The sequence below is a fragment of the Luteolibacter arcticus genome, from assembly GCF_025950235.1.
In the GTDB taxonomy this organism is placed as follows: Bacteria; Verrucomicrobiota; Verrucomicrobiia; order Verrucomicrobiales; family Akkermansiaceae; genus Haloferula; species Haloferula arctica.
On record NZ_JAPDDT010000001.1, the window covers coordinates 855,916 to 876,223 of the forward strand.

Consider the following 20,308-nt stretch of genomic DNA (forward strand, 5'->3'; position numbering starts at 1 on the left):
TCAGATCTCCACGGGCCTCGAATCCGCAGGCCGGGCTGGTTGCTCCAGTTCACCGATCACAGGAAACATCGCTTCCAAGTCACTCGGCCACCCGTTGCGGTCCAATGGCGTGAGAACGAGCACGCCGTCTCTCTCGTCGATCATCACCTCCCCCACTGGCAGAGCGTATTTCTTGGGAAGTCGGACCGCGACGCTGCCCCCGTTCTTGAAAACCCGCGTCTTTTCCATAAGAAAACTTTACCACGATTCAGTGGACGGCAAACGAAATACATCACGCGAGGTGTATTTCGGGTTTTGGTCCTCCCGCTGGGAGCGCAGGCCGCTGGCCCGCTGAATGGTCCCTCGAGATCGCTGCCCGTTCGGCCCGAATCGCCGAAGTGAGCCTTCCCCGTGCTTCGGCGGGCCAGCGGCCCGCGCTCCCAGCCGCTCCGCCCCAGCGGCTTGCCACTTGGCAAGCGTTGTGCTTTCCTCCGCCGGGTCGCAGGTATTTAACTTACCTTAAGCACCTGAAAGCCTGCCCGCGGGGTTTTCGTAACCTCCACGCATGTTCATCACCCGGCGCTCCCCCGCACTTCTGGCCCTGCTCCTGGCAGCGGCCGTGGGACACGCCGCGCCGGATCCAAGCGAAATCACCATGGCGAGCTGGCCCTCGCTCTCGCCGGATGGGAAAACGATCGCCTTCGAATGGCGCGACGACCTGTGGTCGGCACCCGTCACCGGCGGCATGGCCGAGCGGCTGACTGCCCACCCCGCCCGCGATTCTTTTCCGGTCTATGCGCCGGACGGCAAGGCGATTTACTTCTGCTCCACCCGCGCCGGCTTCCTGCAGCTTTTCTCGATGCCCGCCGGTGGCGGTCCCGCGACCCAGCACACCTTCCATTCCGAGGGGGCAAGCCTAGAGGACATCACGCCCGATGGCACCCGTGCCCTCATCCGCGGCCTGCGCGATGAGCCGGGCTTCCGGCCGGAGCGGCTGATCGAAATCGACCTCCGCCGCGAAACGCCGGAAAGCTACCTCTTCAACGAAAAGGGCCAGTCCGCCCGCTATTCGCCGGACGGCAAGCAGGTCCTCTTCTGTCGCGAGGGCGAGCAGCTCTATCGCAAGGGCTACCACGGCCCGCGCGCTTCCTCGATCTGGCGCTACGACATCGCCTCGAAGGCATTCACCGCGATGGTGAAGGAGGAAAACGAGGCCCGCTCGCCGCTGTGGTGGCCGGATGGCAAGGGCTTCTACTACATCTCCGAGCGCGACGGCACCTTCAACCTCTGGAGCCGCGACTTCGCCACCGGCAAGGACCAGCAGCTCACCGACTTCAAGGACGACGGCATCATCCGGCCTAACATTTCCGAGGATGGCTCGGTGATTCTGTTCCGCCGCGGCTTCCACCTGTGGACCCTGAAGCCCGGCGGAAAGCCCGAGCGGCTGAAAATCCAGCAGCGCGAGGACCTGCCGGACACCACCAAGGAGCTGCGGAAAATCACCGGCACCGTGGATGCCGACTTCACCGCCAGCGGCCTCGAGTTCGTCTTCTGCGCCGAGGGCGAGCTGTGGACCTGCGACACCGTGCTGCGCGAGCCGAACCGCATCACGCATACCGACGGCCGCGAGCAGGACGCCGTCTTTTCACCCGACGGCCAGTGGATCTATTTCCTCAAGGACGACGGCATTGACTGCAACGTCTGGCGGATCCGCCGCAAGCTGGAGAAGGAATTCTGGTGGCGCGCCGGCAGCTTCGAGACCCAGCAAGTGACGCAGGGCAATGAGCCGAAGCGCCGCATGAAACTCAGCCCCGACGGCACCCGCCTCGCCTACATTTCCGGCGGCGGCGACCTGTGGGTGGCGAGTGCCGACGGGACCTCGCCCGAACTGCTCTTCAAGTGCTGGGACGCTCCGACCTTCGATTGGTCGCCGGACTCCGGCTGGCTGGTGTTTGCCGCCCAGGACCAGAACTTCAACCGCGACATCTACATCACGCCGGCGGATGGCTCGATCGAGCCCTTCAACCTGTCGCGCCATCCCGATTTCGAAGGCTCGCCAAAATGGTCGCCCGATGGCCGCCGCATCGCCTTCACCGGCCGCCGGCTGAACAATGAGATGGGGCTCTTCTACGTCGACCTCAAGATCGAGGAAGCTGTTCGCTCGACCCGCGACCGCCGCGAGATCGATGCCGAGTCCGCGATGCGCGACGACCCGCTCTATCGACTGGAAGAAGGAAATGACGACGAGGCCGACGAACGGGAAGAAAAGCCATCGGAGGAAGCGATCCCCAAGACCGAGATACCCGAGGAAACGCCACTGCCGGAGAAGCCGAAGCGCAAACGCATGCGCATCGACTTCGATGGCCTGAGCGACCGGATTGTTAGGCTCAACACCCGCGGTATCGAGCCCGAGCGCCTGATGTGGTCCGGCGACTCGAAGACGATTTTCTTCCAAAGCAAGAACAGCACCACCGACAAGCTGTTCCGCATCGAGGCCCGCGACGGGGCATCGATGTTAGAAGAAGCCGACTACCGCGGCCTGCCGGTCCGCATCGAGAAGGACGGCACGCTTTACTGGATCGTCGATCGCGCACCGGCCGTGCTGAAGAAGGGCAAACTCACACGCTACCCCATCGCCGCCCGCCTCGTCCGCGACCGCGTGGCGCACCAGCGGCTCTGGTATCGCTCGGTGTGGCGCACCCTTCGCGACCGCTTCTACGACCCTTCGATGAACGGGCGGGATTGGGAAAAGATGCTCGCCAAATACGAGGAAGCCGCCGCCCACGCGCCGGACTCGCCGACCTTCGATGGCGTGGTCGGCATGATGCTCGGCGAGCTGAATGCTTCCCACCTCACCTTCATTTCCACCGTCTGGCCAAAGCATTGGGAGAACGAGGGCGCGGAGTTTCTCGCCACCCGCCACCTCGGCATCCGCTTCCAGCGCCACGGTGCCGGAGACCCCCTCACCGTCGCATCCGTCATCACCGGCAGCCCCGCCGCGCTGTGCAAGCCGCCGGTCCAGCCGGGTGACACGATCGTGAAGATCAATGGCCGCGCCATCGATGGCTCGATGCCCGTCCACCGCTTCATGAACGGCCGCCTCGACCGCGACATCTCGCTGATCGTGCGCGACAAGGAAGGCAAGGAGCACTCGCACGAACTTAACCCAATCAGCTTCGAGCGTGCCCGCGAACTGGCGGAGTCGCAGGTGGTGTTAGACAACCGCAAGCGCGTGGAAGAGATCTCGCAAGGACGGCTCGGCTACGTCCACATCGCGCGGATGTATTGGGATGAGTTCGAGCAATTCGAGCGCGAGATCTATGCCGCCGGCCACGGCAAGGAAGGCCTCGTCATCGACATCCGCGACAACGGCGGCGGCTTCATCACCGACCACCTTCTTACAGTCCTCTGCCAGCCGCGCCACGCCGTCACCATCCCGCGCGGCGGCGGCCCGGGCTACCCGCAGGACCGCAAGGTTTATGCCTCCTGGCACAAGCCGCTGGTGGTTGTCTGCAACCAGAACTCCTTTTCCAACGCCGAGATCTTCGCCCACGCCATCAAGACCCTGAAGCGCGGCCCGCTGGTCGGAGTGACCACGGCGGGTGGCGTGATTTCCGCCTCGCGCGACAAGATCCTCGATGCCGGCACCCTGCGCATTCCCTTTCGGGGCTGGTTCGCTCCCGACACCGGCGCGGACATGGAAATGAACGGCGCCGTGCCGGATCACATCGTCTGGCCCGAGCCGGCGCAATTAATTGCCGGTGAGGACCCGCAGCTTCAGAAAGCCGTCGATGTCCTCATCAAGGACGTGGACGCCGCGGAGAAGGACGACTTCAAGCCGCACTACCGCAGCGGCTACGCGCCGGTCGAAGGCGAGCCGGTGAAGTGATCCGGATCCTCGACAGATTTTGAATCTGTTGGCAGATGAAGCGGATGAAAATCCTGTGTGCGGTTCTGATCGCCGTCTGGCTCCTTTCGCCGGCCCAAGCCGGACCAACCGCCGAAACCTTGATTCCGGCCAGCAGCAGGTCGCCCCTCGACTTCCGTGGAAAGTCACCGGTGGACTACCCTCCCTACGCGGCGGTGTTCCAAGCGAAGACCTACGGCGAGCTGAAGGAGCGACTGGAGGACTTCTTCAGGCAATGGGAGAAGGACAAGAAGACCTTCACCGACCACGCCACGGTGAACATCTATTTTCACTGCAAGAATGCCCTGATCCGGACCTGCTACCTGTTGGGAGACATCGAGGCAGGTGACGAGCACCTGATGAAGCTCGATCCCGGGCAGCAGTACTTGAGAGAGATCCGGCGAGTCGATCTGGAAGCAGGAAAGATCCAGCGGATCGCCAAGGAAATCCAAGCCATCCACCTCCATCTCGGCCTCAAGGATCCCTTTCCCCAAGGAGCCCCGAAAGACCTGGTCTCACTCTACCTCCCGCTTGCCGAGATTTCCCAAGTCACGCAAGCCCAGCGGAAAAAAGAGCCGGAAGAGGAACTGGAAGATCCGGAATAGAACCTTGCCTGCGACGAGGCACGGAATCGGCTTCCGCTAGGGACGTTCGGAATTACCCTCATGCTCATGTTCGACCGCCGCCGATTCCTCTCCCTCTCCGCTGCCTCGCTGGCAGCCGTTTCCTGCTCGGAAAAACCTGCGGCCGGCAGTGCTCCGGAGCTCCGCATCGGCATGGATCTCACCTATCCGCCCTTCGAGATGCAGGACAAGGCCGGCAAGCCGGACGGCGTCGGCGTGAAGATCGCAGAAGCGCTGGCCGCGAAGCTCGGCCGTCCGCTCAAGATCGTGCCGATGCAATTCACCGGCCTGATTCCCGCGCTCCAGACGGGAAACATCGACCTCATCCTCTCCTCGATGACCGCCACCGACGAACGCCGCAAGTCGATCGATTTCACCGATCCCTACGCCTTCACCGGCCTCGCGATCCTGGTGCAGAAAAACTCTGACATCCAATCGATCGACGACCTGAAGAAGCCCGGCCGATCGCTGACCGCGAAGACTTCCACCACCGGCCAGATCTGGATTACCGACCATCTTCCCTCGGCCAAGCTGGTCGTCTTCGAGGATGAGGCGTCGTGCGTGCTCGAAGTTGCCCAAGGGCGGGCGGACGCCTTCATCTACGACCAGCTCAGCATCTTCCGCTATTCCCAGCAGAATCCAGACACGACCCGCGGCCTGCTCAAGGCCTTCGTGGAGGAATCCTGGGCGCTCGGCGTGGCCAAGGGCAACGACGCGCTCCGCGAGCAGGTGAATGGCTTCATCAAGTCTTTCCGAGATGAAGGCGGCTTCGAAAAACTAGGCGCGCAGTACTTGAGCGAGGAGAAGAAGTTCCTCGAAAGCCAGGGCATCCCCTTCATCATCCGCTGAGGATTCGTGACCCGCCGCCAGCAGATCGCCAATGCCCTCGTCGCCATCGCCATGGCGGCGGGCTTCGCGTGGCTGTGCGTGTCGATCTTCGGCCGGCTCGGCAAGCAGACCGACTGGACCAAGGCATGGGAATACCGGGAATCGCTGTGGGCCGGCTGGAAGCTCACCCTCGTTCTTTCGCTCGCGTCGCTGTTAGGAAGCGTGGTCTTCGGCCTGTTGTTCTTGTTAGGCCAGCGCTCTCCCCTGCCCGTGATCCGGAAGACCTGCCGCGGCTTCCTTGAATTCGTCCGCGACACGCCGCTGCTGGTTCACTTGCTGTTCGGCTACTTCGTGATCTTCGCGCCGCTGCTTTCGCGGCCGCTGGCGGCGCAGGGTCTTGAAGACAAGATCGTCATCGGCGGCCTGCTGCTGTCGCTTTTCGGCGGTGCCTATCTCGGCGAGATCCTGCGCGGCGGGGTGGAAAGCATTCCGCGCACGCAGTGGGACTCGGCCCGTGCGGTCGGCTTCAGCCCGGTGCAGGTCTATCGCTACGTGATCTTTCCGCAGGCGCTGCGCCGCGTGCTGCCGGCCATCGCGGGCCTGTTCGTTTCCCTCATCAAGGACTCCTCGCTGCTCAGCGTGATCGGCGTGTCGGAATACTTTTACAATACCAAGAACTTCATCTCCCGCTCCTACGCCGGACTCGAGGGCTACCTGCCGCTCGCGATCGGTTATCTCATCCTCACCCTGCCGGTCGCGTGGCTGTCGCACTGGTTGGAAAAACGCTTCCGCGATGAAACTTGAAGTCGATCGCGTGACGAAACGCTACGGCGCGACCACCGCGCTCGATGGCCTGTCGCTGCACCTCGCCTCGGCGCGGGTGATGGTGCTGATCGGCCCCTCGGGCGGCGGGAAGAGCACGCTGCTCCGGGTGTTAGGCGGCCTCGAAACCGCCGATGAAGGCACGGTGCAGGTCAACGACCACCGGCTCATCGCCGACCCCGCCGCGCTCCAGGCCTACCGCCGGCAAAACGGCTTCCTGTTCCAACAGTTCAACCTCTTCCCCCACATGAGCGCGCGGCGGAACATCACGCTGCCGCTCGAAAAAGTCCACGGTCACCCCCCCGACAAGGCGCTCCAACTGGCGGAGCAGGCACTCGGCAGGTTCGGGCTGTTAGAGCACGCGGACAAGTTGCCCGCCCAACTCTCCGGCGGCCAGCAGCAGCGCGTCGGCATCGCCCGCGCGGTTGCCTTCTCGCCGGAGGTGCTGTTCCTCGACGAGCCGACCTCGGCGCTCGACCCCGAAATGACGGCCGAGGTGTTGGAGCTGATCCAGGAGCTCGCCGAAGCCGGGCAGGACATCATTCTCAGCACCCATGAGATGGGCTTCGCCCGCGCCGTGGCGGATCAGGTTGCGTTCGTCGCCGCGGGAAAGATCGAGGAGTTCCGCCCCCCTGCCGAACTGTTCGGCGCGCCCGAATCGGCGCTCTGCCAACGCTTCCTCTCGCGGGTCATGCGCTATTGATCCACTGTTCAGGCGAACCATTTCTTTCTTGCCTTGGCTGATGTTCCAGCGAACAGTTCCAGAGAAGTCATGAACACGGAAACCACGCTCGACCCCCAACGTCTCCCCCAGCTTCCGATCTACAAGCCCAACAGCCGCGGCACCGGAGGCGTCATCCGCTTTGGCCTCAATCCCGCCAAATCCGCGCTTTTCGTCGATGCCGCCCCGCAGACCGGCGACAAGCAGTTCGATTGGGAACGGAAGCTCACCATGAAGTGGAGCCTCACCGATATCGGTGCCGCCTTGTCCGTGCTCCAAGGCCGGCAGAGCGAAGCCAAGCTTTTCCATCAGTCGGAGAAGTCGAACAGCGCGTTCGAGATCGTGGAGCGCACCGATCCGGACCGTGCGCCCTACCTGCTGAGCCTGTCCCGGCAGGATGCCGCGGACAAGTCAGTGCGGAAGGTCGCCATCCCCGTCACGCACGCCGAAGCAGCTACGCTTGAAGCTGCCCTGCGTGCCGCCATTGCCCGGTTGCTGGCGTGGTGAAGGCAGCGGCGCTTTCTTTGCCAGGCAGCACCTCCAAGAGCTGCTTGGGTGATGCGATAGGGAGGAACCGGATTCATGGGATCATCGGAACCTCCGTAGCTTCCCGGCCTCCCACAAACGTGGGAACTCGTTCATCCCCATTGAGTGGGAGAGACTCGCATCTCGGTTGCTTGGGTTCGATTCAAGGATACACCGGCCAGTGATCCTTGAATCAGGAAGTCGTTTCGTCGCCCGGCGGTGGCGGCTTCCAAGAACCCAAAACAACCCATGAAATCCCAAGCGAATCCGCTCGTAGCGGTCGTCCTGTCCACTGGCATGCTCTGGCCCCTGACCCAAGCGGCCGTGACACCCTACTCCGGCTCGGAGGCCAATACTGCCTTCCTCTTTCATCTCGACGACACCAGCGGCTCGGTCGCCGCCAACTCGGCCTCCGGAGCGGCGGCCTCCAAGCTCCAGGCATTGACTGTCGATGGAAACCCCCTCTCCGGGACAGGAGCCGCGACCAATGTGACCACCTTGTGGGGTGGCGTCGCCTTTCCCGGCTTCGGCACCGCGGCCAATCTCTCCGGCGCGGATGACCTCGGCCTCCCGATCGACGTCACCGGCCCATCCGCCGTACCCGACGGCACCTTCGTCGCCTCCGGCGGCACCAATGCGGACACCATCAGCCTCTCCAGTATCATGGGGACCGACAGTGCCTTCACCATCGAGGCACTGGTCAATATCCCGAACCTGACCACCGCCAGCCGCTCGATCGCTCAAACGGACAGCAGCAACGGCAACGATACCCGCGGCTTCCAGTTCCGCATCAGCAACGGCAACGTCGAACTGAACTCGATCGGCCTCTTCAGCAACAATGGCACCGGCGCCACCACTTTCGCGATTCCGACCACCGGTGCCAATGCGTTTGTCGCCAACGAATGGTTCCACATCGCGCTGGTTTACACGAATGCCAGCGGTGCCGAGTCATCGACGATCTATTGGACGCGGGTGAACGCAGCCACCGAGCAAGCCAGCGTGCTCGGCACCACCGGGAACGAAGGCGTGGACCCGGCCTGGGTATCGCCACTCGTCATCGGCAACGAGGGCCGCAACACCGGCAGCGGCGTCAACATGTGGGAGGGCCTGCGCGGATTGATCGATGAAGTCCGCATCAGCAAAGTAGCTCGCACCCCCACGCAGTTCATTTTCACGCCAAACGGCGACACGGATGGCGACGAACTGCTCGACTCATGGGAACTCATCCACTTCCGCGAAAACGAATCGGAAACCGTCGTCCAAGTCCTCGCGAAGCAAGGCAAAACCGGCAATCCGGATGGAGACTCCGCGGACAACTTCACTGAACAGAATGCCGGCTCAGATCCGAACAACGCCCAGTCCATTCCCGGCGACATCGATGGTGACGGCCTCGGCGATCCTTGGGAAATCACCCACTTCGGCGTCATCACCGCCCAGGATGGCAATGGCGACCCCGACAATGACTACGCCTACAACGAGGACGAGGAAACGGCGGGCACCGATCCTTCCGGCACCGATGGCTCCACTAGCTTCCCTGACTCGGAGCCGGATGGCTTGAGCGATGGCTGGGAGCTTTTCCGCTTCGATGATCTCGATGAAATCGCGAACGGCGACCCGGATCACGACCTCTACACCAATGCCGAGGAGTACACCGCTGGCACCGACCCGACCCAGCAACTCTCCGCTCTGGACAGCGACACCGACGGCCTCAATGACGGCTGGGAAGCGCTCTACTTCCACCTGACCGGCGAAAGCCGTGCCACCACGCTCGCCAAGCAAACCGGTACCGGCGATCCCGACGGGGACCACTACAGCAACGAAGAGGAAGAAGCCGCGTCGACCAATCCGACCACCGCGCAGAAGCCATCCGATACCGACGCGGACGGCCTGCTCGATTCATGGGAGCAGTTCCATTTCACCAACCTCGACGAGACCGGCACCGGCAATACCGATGGCGACTCCGCCAATCACTCGGCCGAACAAGCCGCCGGTTCGAATCCCACGCTTGCCAGTTCAACCCCGGCTGACATCGACGGCGACGGCACCCTCGACACGGAGGAAGCCTTCCACCCCTACACCGCCGATTCGAACACGCTTCACCTGTGGCACCTCGATGAAGTGGATCAGGCTGCTGCCGATGCAGGCAGCGGTGCGCTTTCCATGGCCGCGCTGAATGCCAACGGCCGGCTGTGGGCTCCATCGCTTGCCGGCTTTGCCACCGGTCTCGATCCATCGCCCGGACGTGGCACGCTGACGGGCGGCGCGCTTGCCGCCAAGCCTCTGGTCAATGGCACGTCGGACAATGCCACGCTGACCTACGCCGGCGTCGATGGTGCCTTCACCTTCGAAGCGATCGTGCGCATCGATTTCGATCCGGCCGTGGCGCCAGCGACCGTGAACCCGATGCAGATCTTGACCGGCGAGGCGGACGAAGCCGCCAGCCGCGTGTGGCAATTCCGCCTCGTGCCCGTCGGCGGCGCGGGTAACACCGCGGGCACCGCTCCGCTGCTGGAATTCATCAACCTCCACGCCGAGACCGCCATCCAGTCGCTATCGGTTGCGCTGCCGATCAGCAGCGACCCCGACGCCATCGCCCAGGGCGGCTGGTATCATGTCGCGGTCGCCTACAACGGCACCGAGGCCACCGCCGACAACTTCAAGTTCTATTGGACCCTGCTCGATTCCACGCGCACGCAGGCCAACGAGGTCTTCTCCGGCCAGATGACCAGCGACCTGATCACGGCAACACCCGATTTCACCATCGGCAACGAAGGCCGCGATTTCGGCTCCGGCGTCGGCAGCACGGACAGTTTCCTGGGTGTGGTGGACGAAGTCCGCATCAGCGACATCGCCCGCACACCGGCCCAGTTCCTCTTCGCCGGGGGCGATGACGATAGCGACAATGACGACCTGCCGGACAGTTGGGAAACCACCTACTTCGACGGACTTGCGGAGATCGCGACCGGAGACTTCGAGCACGATGGCACCGACAATCTCACGGAGTATCGCCTGGGGCTGATCCCGAACGGCGGCAGCTCGCGCTTTGCCGCCACCCGCACCAGCGGCGGTGCCATCCAGTGGCCGAGCGTCACCGGCGTCACCTTCAAGATCGAGCGCAGCATCAACCTGAGCGGATGGAGCACGCTCGAAGCCGCCTTCGCCGGCACGGCGGGGACCGCCAGCTACACCGATCCTGAGCCACCGGCGGGCAAGGCATTCTACAAGATCACGCTCAATCCCTGAATTCCCGGGTCGTGGGTTCAAAGGGAGGCCGGGGATCGAACGTTCGATTCCCGGCCTTCTCGTGTGACGGCAGGGAGAGCGCTTTTCAGGCGTGCGCCCCTACCGCCTTTCCATCAAAATTCCTGCCATGGAAATCCTGCGAGCTGGCTCCCGTCCCTCCAACAAAGGCCCCGAAGACTGGTTCACCGGTGCCGTGCGCATCGACCCGGTCATCCAGACGGGTGCCCCGGCACGCGTCGCCGCGGCCACCGTCACCTTCGAGCCCGGCGCCCGCACCGCCTGGCACACCCACCCGCTGGGCCAGACCCTGCTCGTCACCGCGGGCTGTGGCCGCGTGCAGCGGGAGGGAGGTGCGGTCGAGGAAATCCGCCCCGGCGACGTCGTCTGGTTCCCGCCGGGCGAGAAGCACTGGCACGGAGCCGCGCCGAGCACCGCGATGACCCACATCGCCATTCAGGAGCAGTTGGACGGCAAGGCAGTCGATTGGCTGGAGAAAGTCAGCGAAGAGCAGTATTTTGGCTAGGGTGCCTCCACCGCCAACTGCCCGGCTTGAGGCAATGCCGTTCGAATTTGGAACTTGGCACTTCCTCCTTGGAACTTCCTCCTCTCCGCGTGGCCTCGTTCGTCATTTCCCTCGCCGCGCTGAAGCGCAATACCGCCATCCTTCGCGAAACCGCCGATGCCGCGGGGTGCAAGATCGTGCTCGCGCTGAAGGGCTTCTCCTGTTGGAAAGCCTTTCCCCATTTCCGTGATCAACTCGACGGCTGCTGCGCCTCCGGCCTGTGGGAGGCATTGCTGGCACGCGACTATTTCCAGAAGCACGTGGTGACCTACTCCCCTGGCTATCAGGAGGAGGAAATCCGGCAGCTCTGCGAGTTCACGCATCACCTCGACTTCAACTCGCTGTCGCAGTGGTTCCGCTTCCGCGACATCGTGATGGCGCATCCGCGCTTCCAGAGCGGTGATCTGCTGTGTGGTTTGCGCGTGAACCCGCAGTGCTCGACCGGTGAAACCCCGCTTTACGATCCATGCGTGCCCGGCTCGCGGCTCGGCATCACCGCCGACCAACTCGAAGGCGCGGACTTGACCGGCCTGTCCGGCCTGCACTTCCACACGCTGTGCGAGCAAAACTCGGACGACCTTGAGAAGACGCTCGCCGCAGTCGATGAGAAGTTCGGCCATCTACTACGTTCACCGCAGTTCACCTACCTGAACATGGGCGGCGGCCACTGGATCACCAAGCCCTTCTACGATCGCGAGCGGTTGATCCGTCTCGTCCGCGAGACAAAGGCGAAATACGATGTCGAAGTCTGGCTCGAACCCGGCGAGGCCGCGGCGATCCACACCGGCGTGCTGCGCGCGGAGGTGCTCGATGTCTTCGAGTCCGCAGGCCACAAGCTGGTCATCCTCGATGTCTCGGCCACCGCGCACATGCCAGACGTCCTCGAAATGCCCTACCGGCCCGACGTTTATCTCGCGTCCACTGGGAGCGCAGAATTCATTCCGCCCGAAGCCACGCCACGCCCCGCCGTCACCTTCGAAGGCGAGACCTATCAACTCTCCAGCGAATCCGGCGAGCACCTCTACCGCATCGGCGGCCCCACCTGCCTTGCCGGCGACGTCACCGGCGACTTCGCCTTCCCACGGCCACTCAAGCCCGGCGACACCCTCGTCTTCGACGACATGGCGCACTACACGATGGTGAAGACGACCACCTTCAACGGCGTCCCCCACCCCTCCATCGTCTTCCAGCATGAGGATGGAACCCTGGAGACCATCCGGGAGTTCGGCTACGCGGATTTCCGGGACCGGCTCGCGTAGTTAAGGAGCGTGGACATACTGTCCGCGCAGTGTCGACGGAACGTCGACACTCCTTATGGGTGAAGCCCGGGTGAATTCGCCGTGAACGGGACGAGTGAATTTGACCTCAACCTGTTGGAGGACTCATACCCGACGGGAAGGTTATGTTGCTCCGTCTCGCGTTCATCCTCTTCGCCTCGGCGTTCGTCTCGCTCATCGTCCTCGCGGATCGAGGTCAGATCGGACACATCTGGACGTTCATCGCCATGGTCCCCTTGGGCGACAAGCTCGGTCATCTGGGACTGGTCGGCACGCTGACCGTGCTGCTGAACCTGCAACTGAAGCGCCGTGAGGCCGCCCCTCTCATGCTTGGCAGCTTGATCGTCCTTGCGGGCATGATGCTGGAGGAAGGAAGCCAGTATTTCATCCCCGTCCGGAGCTTCGATGGCTTCGATGCGCTGGCGAACCTGATCGGCGTCCTTTGTGGCGAGGGCTTGGTGCGAATGCTCCCCCGCCGCGTCACGAAACGGGATCGGCCGCGATCGCCACGAGCGGTGGCGGCACCGGCATCCTGCGGCGCGCCTTGAGCAGGAACACCACGGTCGCGATCGCATGCAGGGCGAGCGAGACGTAAAACACCGCCCGGACATTCACCATCGGCAAGCCGGCGACCTCCGCGAACGAGGCATAGCCCGGTAGCACCAGACCGGACATGCCCGCCACCCACATCGGCCAAGTGTCAGGCTGGACCGACATCAGCACGCCAACGGCCGAGATCATCAGCGGCACGATCCACAGTGCGAAGCCGGCAAACAGCGCCACTTTCCAACCACGCCACAACACCAGCGCATGGCTGGCACAGGCTGGCACCACCAGCGACGCGGAAATCCAAAGCATGTCGGCAATCTTGAACTCAACCACCTGCAGTGCCGGGGTTTCACGAAGCAAGGTGCGGACCACGACGCACCACGCAACGGCGGCGAGCAGCGAAAGAAGCACGACCCATGGCAGCGAGTTCCGTCCATCGTTCCACCACGGGGCGCGGACGAGATGCCGGCAACGCGCCCGCGCCTCCGGCGTCGGGACCAGTGTGGCGGTGAGCAACAGATTGATCAGTCCCAGCACCACGGCGAAACCGGAGACCCACAGCACACCGATCAAAGGGATGCCGGCGTCAGATACCTTTCGCATCGAGAGCCGTGAGCTGCCGGTATCGAAGATATCGTCGAGCCCTTGGCCTTGTGAAAAACCGGGCAGCAACTCCCCGCAGGTGAGAGTTAGCATCCACGCGGCAAGCAAGGCCGTTCCGACCTTGCCGAGGAGTTGCGAATCCTGATCATTCCAGCGGCGCACCAGCATCGCCACCAGTGCGGCGAGCGCGGTGACCGTGATGATCCAGTGGTAGCCGGAGACCGCGATTTCCCAGCGGAAGAAATCGACCGGCATCGGGATGGCCTCGCGCGGGTAAAAGCCCTTCGGCTCCAGCACGCCGGGCGTCGCGGACACGATTTCGTAGAGGATCGCCGACTCCGCACCCAGGTGCGAAATCAGGCCGATGCCAAAGCCACTGAAGAATGGCAGCACGAAGTGCAGCAGGATCACCAGCACCTGCGAGATGGTCCCAGCGAGGATCTTCTGGCGGATCAAGCTACCCGCCACCAAGCCAACGGCGTGGTGGAAAAGCGCGGAGGTCGCGAAAAGCAGATACACCTTCCCCATCATCGCCGGGGAGAGCCCGCCGAGCCACGCGCTGGCGATCGCCCACGGGATCAGCAACAGGGCGAGGACGTTCTCTAACAGCGGAAGCCCGAGCAACTGGCCGACGACCTTGTGGCCGGTTGGCAGCGGAGCGAGGCGTTCGGAATCGATCATCCCCTCGTTCGCCTCGCGGGCCACGCCGGTGGCCACGCTAAAGGTTCCTTTCAAGACGACCAGCAAGCCTTGGATCACCAGCACCGCCAACCAACCGGAGAGAAAAGCGTTCGTCCCATGCGACTCTAACAACTTCTGGAAAGCCGGCGAGCCGAGATCGATCTCAACCCGCCCGCCGCCCTGCACATGCAGGTAAACCAGGCTCGAAACAAGCCACGCGAAACCTGCGACCACCTGAGTGATCACCAGCCACACCACGACCCGCCAGAGCCGCAATCGCGAAACCGCGTGGCGGCGGAAGACGGGATTCGCCGGCAGGTTCCAGAGCGAGGGAAAAACCGGTGCGTTCATGACAGGGAGGCTTGGCTGCCGAGGCGGACGACGACTTCCTCGACGCTGGTTTCCACGACATTCATGCCGGTCACACCGAGCCGAGCTTCGCCAAGCGCGGTGAAGAGCGCGGCGCGGGAAAGCTTCGCCTCGTCGAGCCGGAGTTCGATCGATTCGTCATCCAGAAGACGCAGTTCCGCCTTCACGCCGGGAACCTCGCGAAGCCACGCGGCAACCTCGTCGCGGCGGCCGGGAGCGCGGACGATGACCCGCATCTCCGCGTGGCCGAATTTCGCGAGGACCTTGCGGATGGGACCGGCGTCTAACAAACGCCCGCGTTGCAGCAGGCCGATGGACGTGCAGAGATCCTGGATCTCCGCCATGATGTGGGAGCTGAGAATGACGGTGGCACCATTGTCGGCCTGGCGGCGCAGGGCGTTCTTCAGATCGACGCGAGCCAGTGGATCGAGACCGCTGGCCGGTTCGTCGAGGATAAGCAGGCGCGGACGGTGGAGGATCGCCTTGGCCAAGGCGAGGCGCTGGCGCATGCCGAGCGAAAGCTTCGTGCAGATGTCCTTCGCCCGCTCCTGGAGGCCCACCGATTCGAGGCACTCCGTGACACGATTGTCACGCGCCTTGCCACGCAGGCCATAGGACTCGGCGAAGAAGCGCAGGTATTCGATGGCACGCAGGTCGGAGGGCATCGGCGCGAGATCCGGCATGTAGGAAATGGCGGAGCGGACTTCGCGCGGCCGGTCGTGGATTGTTTCCCCACACAATGCCACTTCGCCACGGGTAGGTGGCAGCAGTGTGGCCATCACGCGGAACATTGTGGTCTTGCCCGCACCATTGGGGCCTAACAGACCGAACACTTCGCCGGGCGGGACCCGCAGGTTCACGGCATCCACCGCACGGCGTTCCCCATAGTCCACGCCGAGGCCGGCGATGCGCACCAGATCGGCAGGCTCGCCTGCAAGCGGGTCAATCCACGAGATCATGGGCTGAGGACGCGTTGGACCGCACCCGCCGGTTCGCGCAGCGCGGCGAGACCACGGCGGAAGTCGGACTTGAGCGCGGCGAATTCCCGTTCCGCATAGGAAGCCTTGTGAACCTGCGAAGTACCTGCGGGCTCGATGTCGATGAGCGAGTAACCGCAGATGCCGAGCACCACGGCTGCGGCGGCCGCCGAAACAAAGCCACGGAGGCGATGACGGGAGGATTCGACGCGGACGCTCTCCCCTGCCATGGCAAGGACCTTCTCCCGCAACTCCAAACCGGCAGGCGGCAGCGGTGCCGCGAGCTTTTCCTCCAAGCCCCCGCTCCACGCATCGAGGAAAGCGGCGCAGTCATGGCAATGCTCCGCGTGATCAAGCACGGAGGCAGGAAGTTTGATGCCGTCATCAAGCGCGGCGGAAATGTCGCGTTGAGCGGCTTCGCAAATGGGATTCAGGGTATCCATGGGATCACGAGGTGATGGTGGCAGTAGGGCGCCATTCCTTCGCAAGGCGCTGGCGGGCTCGGAACAGCAGGACTTTCACGTTGGCTTCGCTCTGGTCCATGGTGGCGGCGATTTGCTCGATGCTCTGGTGGCCCTGGACGCGCAGCCACAACGCGGTGGCCTGCGTCTCGGGCAGCAGCTTGAACACCTTTTCCCAAGCATCGCGAGCGGACTCGCGCTCTTCGAGGATGCTTGAGGGATGACTCGATTCGGTGCCGCTGTGACGGTCGGCGACGAACTCCTCGGCCGGCTTGTGGCGGCGGAAGCGGTCCACCGTCTTGCGCCGGGCGATGGTATACAGCCATGCGGTGAACGGGTAGGCCGGATCGAAGTTGGCGATCTTGAGGCAGACTTCGAGAAAGACTTCCTGGCAGATGTCGGAGGCGTCGGGGTCGTTGCCACAGCGCGAGCGGACGTAGCGGTGGACGGAATCGAGATGCCGCCGCACCAGCTCGTTGTAGGCCTCCACCACGCCGGATTTCCAGCGCAGTGCGAGGTCGTTGTCGGTGTCCGCAGTCACGACCGTAGGAGAGTGCGAATCAGCGTTCCTCGATGGCCTTCTTGATCTCCTCGATCAGATCTCCGAGGTGGGCATCGGTCAATTCGATCCGGATCTTGAGCTGCTTGTCTTCGGCCGTGATCTTGACCGGCGGGATCTTTGCGGCGGTCTCCTCATCGGCCGTCAGATCCGCCTTCAATTCTTCCAAGAGCACCTTGGTCGTCTCAGCGAGTTCCTTGCTGTCCAGCCCCGCGCTCAGGTCGAGCGCGATCCCTTCGCCAGCGCTCGATGCGGAGAAACTGAGGTTTGTCGGCAATTCCAGCATGTCAGACTCGATCTCCTCTTCCTCGGCGATGCGGGCGAGATTCACCCAGCCGGAGACCCAGGCGTCGGCCTGCAGCGTCGCAGCCGGTGCGACGGCGGTTCCGGCATTTAGAGGGGGACCGGCGAGGCGCAGCAGCGATTCACCATCGCGCCAAACCAGGAAACTCACGCCCTCTTCCTCGAAGAGAAAGCGCCCTTGACCGTCGGGTTTCGCCTCCCCCTCGATCTTCTTTATGATTTCCCCCATGTCGGCGAGGTCGCGCACCTCGGCGACCCAGTCCTCCTCCGGGGTGGCTTCATTCTCAAAGCCGGCGATGCGGAAGACTGCCTTGTCACCAATGATGGCGGCGGATTCGTCCTTCGAGAAGAGCTCCTTGATCCAGCCGTTCAGCCGCGGGTTTTTCCCTCCGTCGAGGCGTCCTTGGACCTCCCACAGCGGCTTTTGCTCGGCAAAAGCGGCCAGCGGCAGCAGCGCGGCGGCGAGGGTGATGAGCGAATTGCGTTTCATGTTCGGCAGACATCCGAGATCGGCGGGAAAAAGGTTACGCGCCGGGGAAACTTTTTCCGACCCGCCCAGGCGGACCTCGGGAAGCGCCATGGCCCGTCATTTCCCTTTCATTTTCCGGAAAAAGCCTTTTCTTCCCGCGCATGGTTCCGCCCGCCGCCGACAAGGTCGCCAAATCCAAGAAGGAAAACGCGTGGTCTCCCGACCAGTCCGCCGAACTCTATGGCGTGGAGCAGTGGGGGCACGGCTTTTTCGGCGTGAACAAGAAGGGCCATGTGACGGTCAAGCTGCAGGACGACAATGGCGGCTCCGATGTCTCGCTTTTCGAAATCATCGAAGGCCTGCGTGACCGCGGCACCGATCTGCCCGTGCTGCTGCGTTTCCGCGACCTCCTGCACTCGCGCATCCGCGAGCTGAACGAGTCTTTCCGCCAAGCCATCAAGGACACCGGCTACTGCGGCGAATACCGCGGCGTCTATCCGATCAAGGTGAACCAGCAGCGGCAGGTCATCGAGGAGATCTCCGAGTTCGGGAAGCAATACCACTACGGTCTCGAAGCCGGCTCCAAGCCCGAGCTGATCGCCGCGCTGGCCCACATGCATGACACCGAGGCCTACATCGTCTGCAACGGCTACAAGGACGAGGAGTTCATCGACCTCGCCCTCCATGCCCAGAAGATGGGCCTGAAGGTGATGCTGGTGCTCGAGATGCCGACCGAGCTCGACCTCATCCTGGAGCGCTCCCGGAAGCTGGGCGTGCTGCCAAACCTCGGCGTGCGCGTCCGGCTATCCACCCGCGGGTCCGGCCACTGGGCGGAAAGCGCCGGCGACAAGTCGGTCTTCGGCCTGAGCGCCACCCAGGTCATCGACGTGGTGGATCGGCTCAAGGACGCAGGTTACCTCGGCTGCCTGCGCATGCTCCACTACCACCAGGGTAGCCAGATCCCGAACATCGCGGCGATCCGCGAGGGAGCCACCGAAGTGGCGCGGATGTATTGCGACCTGGTCAAGGAGGGCGCGCCGATGGGAGTGCTCGACATCGGCGGCGGCATGGCGGTCGACTACGATGGCTCGCACACCAATTTCCACTCCTCCTGCAACTACTCCATCCTTGAGTACTGCACCGACGTCATCGAGACGATCATGCAGATCTGCGACAAGGCAGGCGTGTCGCACCCGAACCTCATTTCGGAATCCGGCCGCGCCATCGTCGCCTACTACTCGGTGCTCGTCTTCAACGTGCTGGACGTTTCCACCGTGCAGACCACGGAGAAGGCTCCGCCCGTGCCGGAACAGGCGCCACAGAACCTCTTCAACCTGATTGCGGTCAACAAGGACCTCAGCAAGCGCAACCTCCAGGAGTGCTTCAACGATGCGGTCTATTACCGCGACCAGGTCCGCGCCCAGTTCTTCTACGGTGCCGCCACCCTGCGTGAGCGCGGCATCGCAGAGGCGTGGTTCTGGCACATCATGACCCGCATTTCCAAGCTCATCCTGGAGCTGGAAATCGTCCCGGAGGACCTGCGCGAACTTTCCGACACGCTGGTCGATTTCTACTACTGCAATTTCAGCTTGTTCCAGAGCTTGCCGGACTCGTGGGCGATCAAGCAGCTCTTCCCGGTGCTCCCGATCCACCGCCTCGACGAGCGGCCGCGCCAGCGTGGCGTGATCGCCGACATCACCTGTGACTGCGACGGCAAGATCGACCGATTCATCGACCGCGAGGACGAAAAGAAGGTGCTGCCGCTCCACGACATCAAGCCGGGCGAGCCCTACTACATTGCGACTTTCCTCGTCGGAGCCTATCAGGAGACGCTGGGCGACCTGCACAACCTGCTGGGCGACACCAACGTCGTCGGCGTCCATCTTGAAGACGGCAAGCCGGTCTATACCCACGAGGTCGAGGGCGACACCGTGGCGGACGTGCTCTCCTACGTGGAATACGACCCTAAGGAACTCGTCGGCCGCTTCCGCGCCTTCGCCGAGAAAGCCGTGGCTCAAGGCCGCATTTCGCCGAAAGAGCGCCGGGAAGTGCTGGACCTCTATCGGACCGGCTTGGCGGGCTACACCTACTTCGAAGACTGAGCGAGCGCTTGCTCGTTGCGGAAGCGGCGGCTAACACCCTTGCATGCTGCCATCGATTGAAGCCCTGCTGGTGCTCCAGGACCGCGACCGCCGCCTGCGGACGCTTGCCGAGGACCTCGCCAAAATCCCCAAGGACGAGGCCCGCGCCAAGGACCGGCTCGCCGGCGACACCGCCGCCGTGGCCAAGGCCAAGGAGGCCCTGATGGCCAACGAAGTGGAGATCAAGAAGGTGGAACTCGACGTCGGGACCCGCAAGACGACCATCAACCGCCTCAAGGTACAGCAGTTCGAAACTCGCAAGAACGACGAGTTCACCGCCTTGGGGAATGAAATCGTCCGCTATGAGAAGGAGGTCGATGGCCTTGAAACCAAGGAGCTCGAATTCATGGAGCGTGCCGATGCGTTGCGCGCCACCCTTAACCAAGCGGAAGCCGCGTTGGCAAAGACCCAGCAACTGGTGAACGAGGACCTGGCCGCTTTCGCCGACCGGAAGAAGCGCCTCGAAGCGGACCAGTCGGAGGTGCAAGCCGAGCGCGACCGACTCGCCGCCGACGCCCCTCCCGACCAACTCCCGCTTTACGAGCGTCTGCTCAAGATCAAGAACGGCGTCGCCATCGTGCCCGTCGATGCCGGCAAATGCAGCGGCTGCCACATCAAGCTGGTCGCCTCCACGCTGGTGAAGGTGAAGTCAGGCACCGAAGGCGTGCAGTGCGAAAGCTGCGGACGCCTGCTCTACGAGGGCGAGTGA

18 protein-coding genes are annotated in these 20,308 nt (G+C 63.4%); 12 read left to right on the forward strand and 6 right to left on the reverse strand.

Features of this window, described 5'->3' with window-relative positions; all coding sequences use genetic code 11:
* Positions 1 to 228: an antitoxin gene (locus OKA05_RS03550; RefSeq protein ID WP_264485721.1), complete on the reverse strand. Its 228-nt coding sequence runs from the start codon at positions 226 to 228 to the stop codon at positions 1 to 3.
* A gap of 316 nt (positions 229 to 544) precedes the next feature.
* On the opposite strand from OKA05_RS03550, the gene OKA05_RS03555 reads away from it, so the two are divergent.
* The 10 genes from OKA05_RS03555 (at position 545) to OKA05_RS03600 (ending at position 13,035) form a co-directional block, all read left to right on the forward strand.
* Entirely contained in the window at positions 545 to 3,868 is a 3,324-nt protein-coding gene (locus OKA05_RS03555) for a S41 family peptidase (RefSeq protein ID WP_264485722.1), read from the forward strand.
* 44 nt (positions 3,869 to 3,912) lie between these two features.
* Positions 3,913 to 4,491 carry a hypothetical protein gene (locus tag OKA05_RS03560; protein WP_264485723.1) on the forward strand — a complete coding sequence of 193 codons (579 nt, stop codon included), beginning with the start codon at positions 3,913 to 3,915 and terminating at the stop codon, positions 4,489 to 4,491.
* Positions 4,492 to 4,557: 66 nt separating this feature from the next.
* Entirely contained in the window at positions 4,558 to 5,358 is an 801-nt protein-coding gene (locus OKA05_RS03565) for a transporter substrate-binding domain-containing protein (RefSeq protein WP_264485724.1), read from the forward strand.
* Positions 5,359 to 5,364: 6 nt separating this feature from the next.
* On the forward strand, positions 5,365 to 6,141 hold the full coding sequence (locus OKA05_RS03570; RefSeq protein ID WP_264485725.1) for an amino acid ABC transporter permease: 777 nt from the start codon (positions 5,365 to 5,367) through the stop codon (positions 6,139 to 6,141).
* A complete protein-coding gene (locus OKA05_RS03575; RefSeq protein ID WP_264485726.1) occupies positions 6,131 to 6,862 on the forward strand; it encodes an amino acid ABC transporter ATP-binding protein in 732 nt (243 codons plus the stop codon). Before OKA05_RS03570 ends, OKA05_RS03575 begins: the two co-directional genes overlap by 11 nt.
* A gap of 69 nt (positions 6,863 to 6,931) precedes the next feature.
* On the forward strand, positions 6,932 to 7,387 hold the full coding sequence (locus tag OKA05_RS03580; RefSeq protein ID WP_264485727.1) for a hypothetical protein: 456 nt from the start codon (positions 6,932 to 6,934) through the stop codon (positions 7,385 to 7,387).
* Positions 7,388 to 7,654: 267 nt separating this feature from the next.
* Positions 7,655 to 10,648, forward strand: coding sequence for a laminin G domain-containing protein (locus tag OKA05_RS03585; protein ID WP_264485728.1), 2,994 nt, complete (start codon positions 7,655 to 7,657; stop codon positions 10,646 to 10,648).
* A gap of 127 nt (positions 10,649 to 10,775) precedes the next feature.
* Positions 10,776 to 11,171, forward strand: a complete 396-nt coding sequence (locus tag OKA05_RS03590) for a (R)-mandelonitrile lyase (protein ID WP_264485729.1) — start codon at positions 10,776 to 10,778, stop codon at positions 11,169 to 11,171.
* A 68-nt stretch (positions 11,172 to 11,239) separates the two neighbouring features.
* Positions 11,240 to 12,469 (forward strand): carboxynorspermidine decarboxylase, encoded by a 1,230-nt coding sequence (nspC, locus tag OKA05_RS03595; RefSeq protein ID WP_264485730.1) that lies wholly within the window; start codon positions 11,240 to 11,242, stop codon positions 12,467 to 12,469.
* Positions 12,470 to 12,612: 143 nt separating this feature from the next.
* Positions 12,613 to 13,035 carry a VanZ family protein gene (locus tag OKA05_RS03600; RefSeq protein WP_264485731.1) on the forward strand — a complete coding sequence of 141 codons (423 nt, stop codon included), beginning with the start codon at positions 12,613 to 12,615 and terminating at the stop codon, positions 13,033 to 13,035.
* On the opposite strand, the gene OKA05_RS03605 is transcribed toward OKA05_RS03600, so the two are convergent.
* The 5 genes from OKA05_RS03605 to OKA05_RS03625 are packed head-to-tail and all read right to left on the reverse strand — an operon-like array spanning position 12,968 to position 17,479.
* Positions 12,968 to 14,671 carry a hypothetical protein gene (locus OKA05_RS03605; RefSeq protein ID WP_264485732.1) on the reverse strand — a complete coding sequence of 568 codons (1,704 nt, stop codon included), beginning with the start codon at positions 14,669 to 14,671 and terminating at the stop codon, positions 12,968 to 12,970. The genes OKA05_RS03600 and OKA05_RS03605 overlap by 68 nt on opposite strands.
* A complete protein-coding gene (locus OKA05_RS03610; RefSeq protein ID WP_264485733.1) occupies positions 14,668 to 15,648 on the reverse strand; it encodes an ABC transporter ATP-binding protein in 981 nt (326 codons plus the stop codon). The genes OKA05_RS03605 and OKA05_RS03610 overlap by 4 nt, the downstream gene beginning before the upstream one ends.
* The gene (locus OKA05_RS03615; RefSeq protein ID WP_264485734.1) at positions 15,645 to 16,109 is read right to left on the reverse strand and encodes a hypothetical protein; all 465 of its coding nucleotides are present in this window, start codon (positions 16,107 to 16,109) and stop codon (positions 15,645 to 15,647) included. Before OKA05_RS03615 ends, OKA05_RS03610 begins: the two co-directional genes overlap by 4 nt.
* A gap of 4 nt (positions 16,110 to 16,113) precedes the next feature.
* A complete protein-coding gene (locus tag OKA05_RS03620) occupies positions 16,114 to 16,668 on the reverse strand; it encodes an RNA polymerase sigma factor (RefSeq protein WP_264485735.1) in 555 nt (184 codons plus the stop codon).
* A 19-nt stretch (positions 16,669 to 16,687) separates the two neighbouring features.
* The gene (locus OKA05_RS03625; protein WP_264485736.1) at positions 16,688 to 17,479 is read right to left on the reverse strand and encodes a hypothetical protein; all 792 of its coding nucleotides are present in this window, start codon (positions 17,477 to 17,479) and stop codon (positions 16,688 to 16,690) included.
* Positions 17,480 to 17,619: 140 nt separating this feature from the next.
* Here OKA05_RS03625 and speA point away from each other — a divergent pair, with 140 nt between their 5' ends.
* Both speA and OKA05_RS03635 read left to right on the forward strand, forming a co-directional pair.
* Positions 17,620 to 19,560, forward strand: coding sequence for a biosynthetic arginine decarboxylase (gene speA / locus OKA05_RS03630; protein ID WP_264485737.1), 1,941 nt, complete (start codon positions 17,620 to 17,622; stop codon positions 19,558 to 19,560).
* Between the two features lie 43 nt (positions 19,561 to 19,603).
* Positions 19,604 to 20,308: a zinc ribbon domain-containing protein gene (locus OKA05_RS03635; protein WP_264485738.1), complete on the forward strand. Its 705-nt coding sequence runs from the start codon at positions 19,604 to 19,606 to the stop codon at positions 20,306 to 20,308.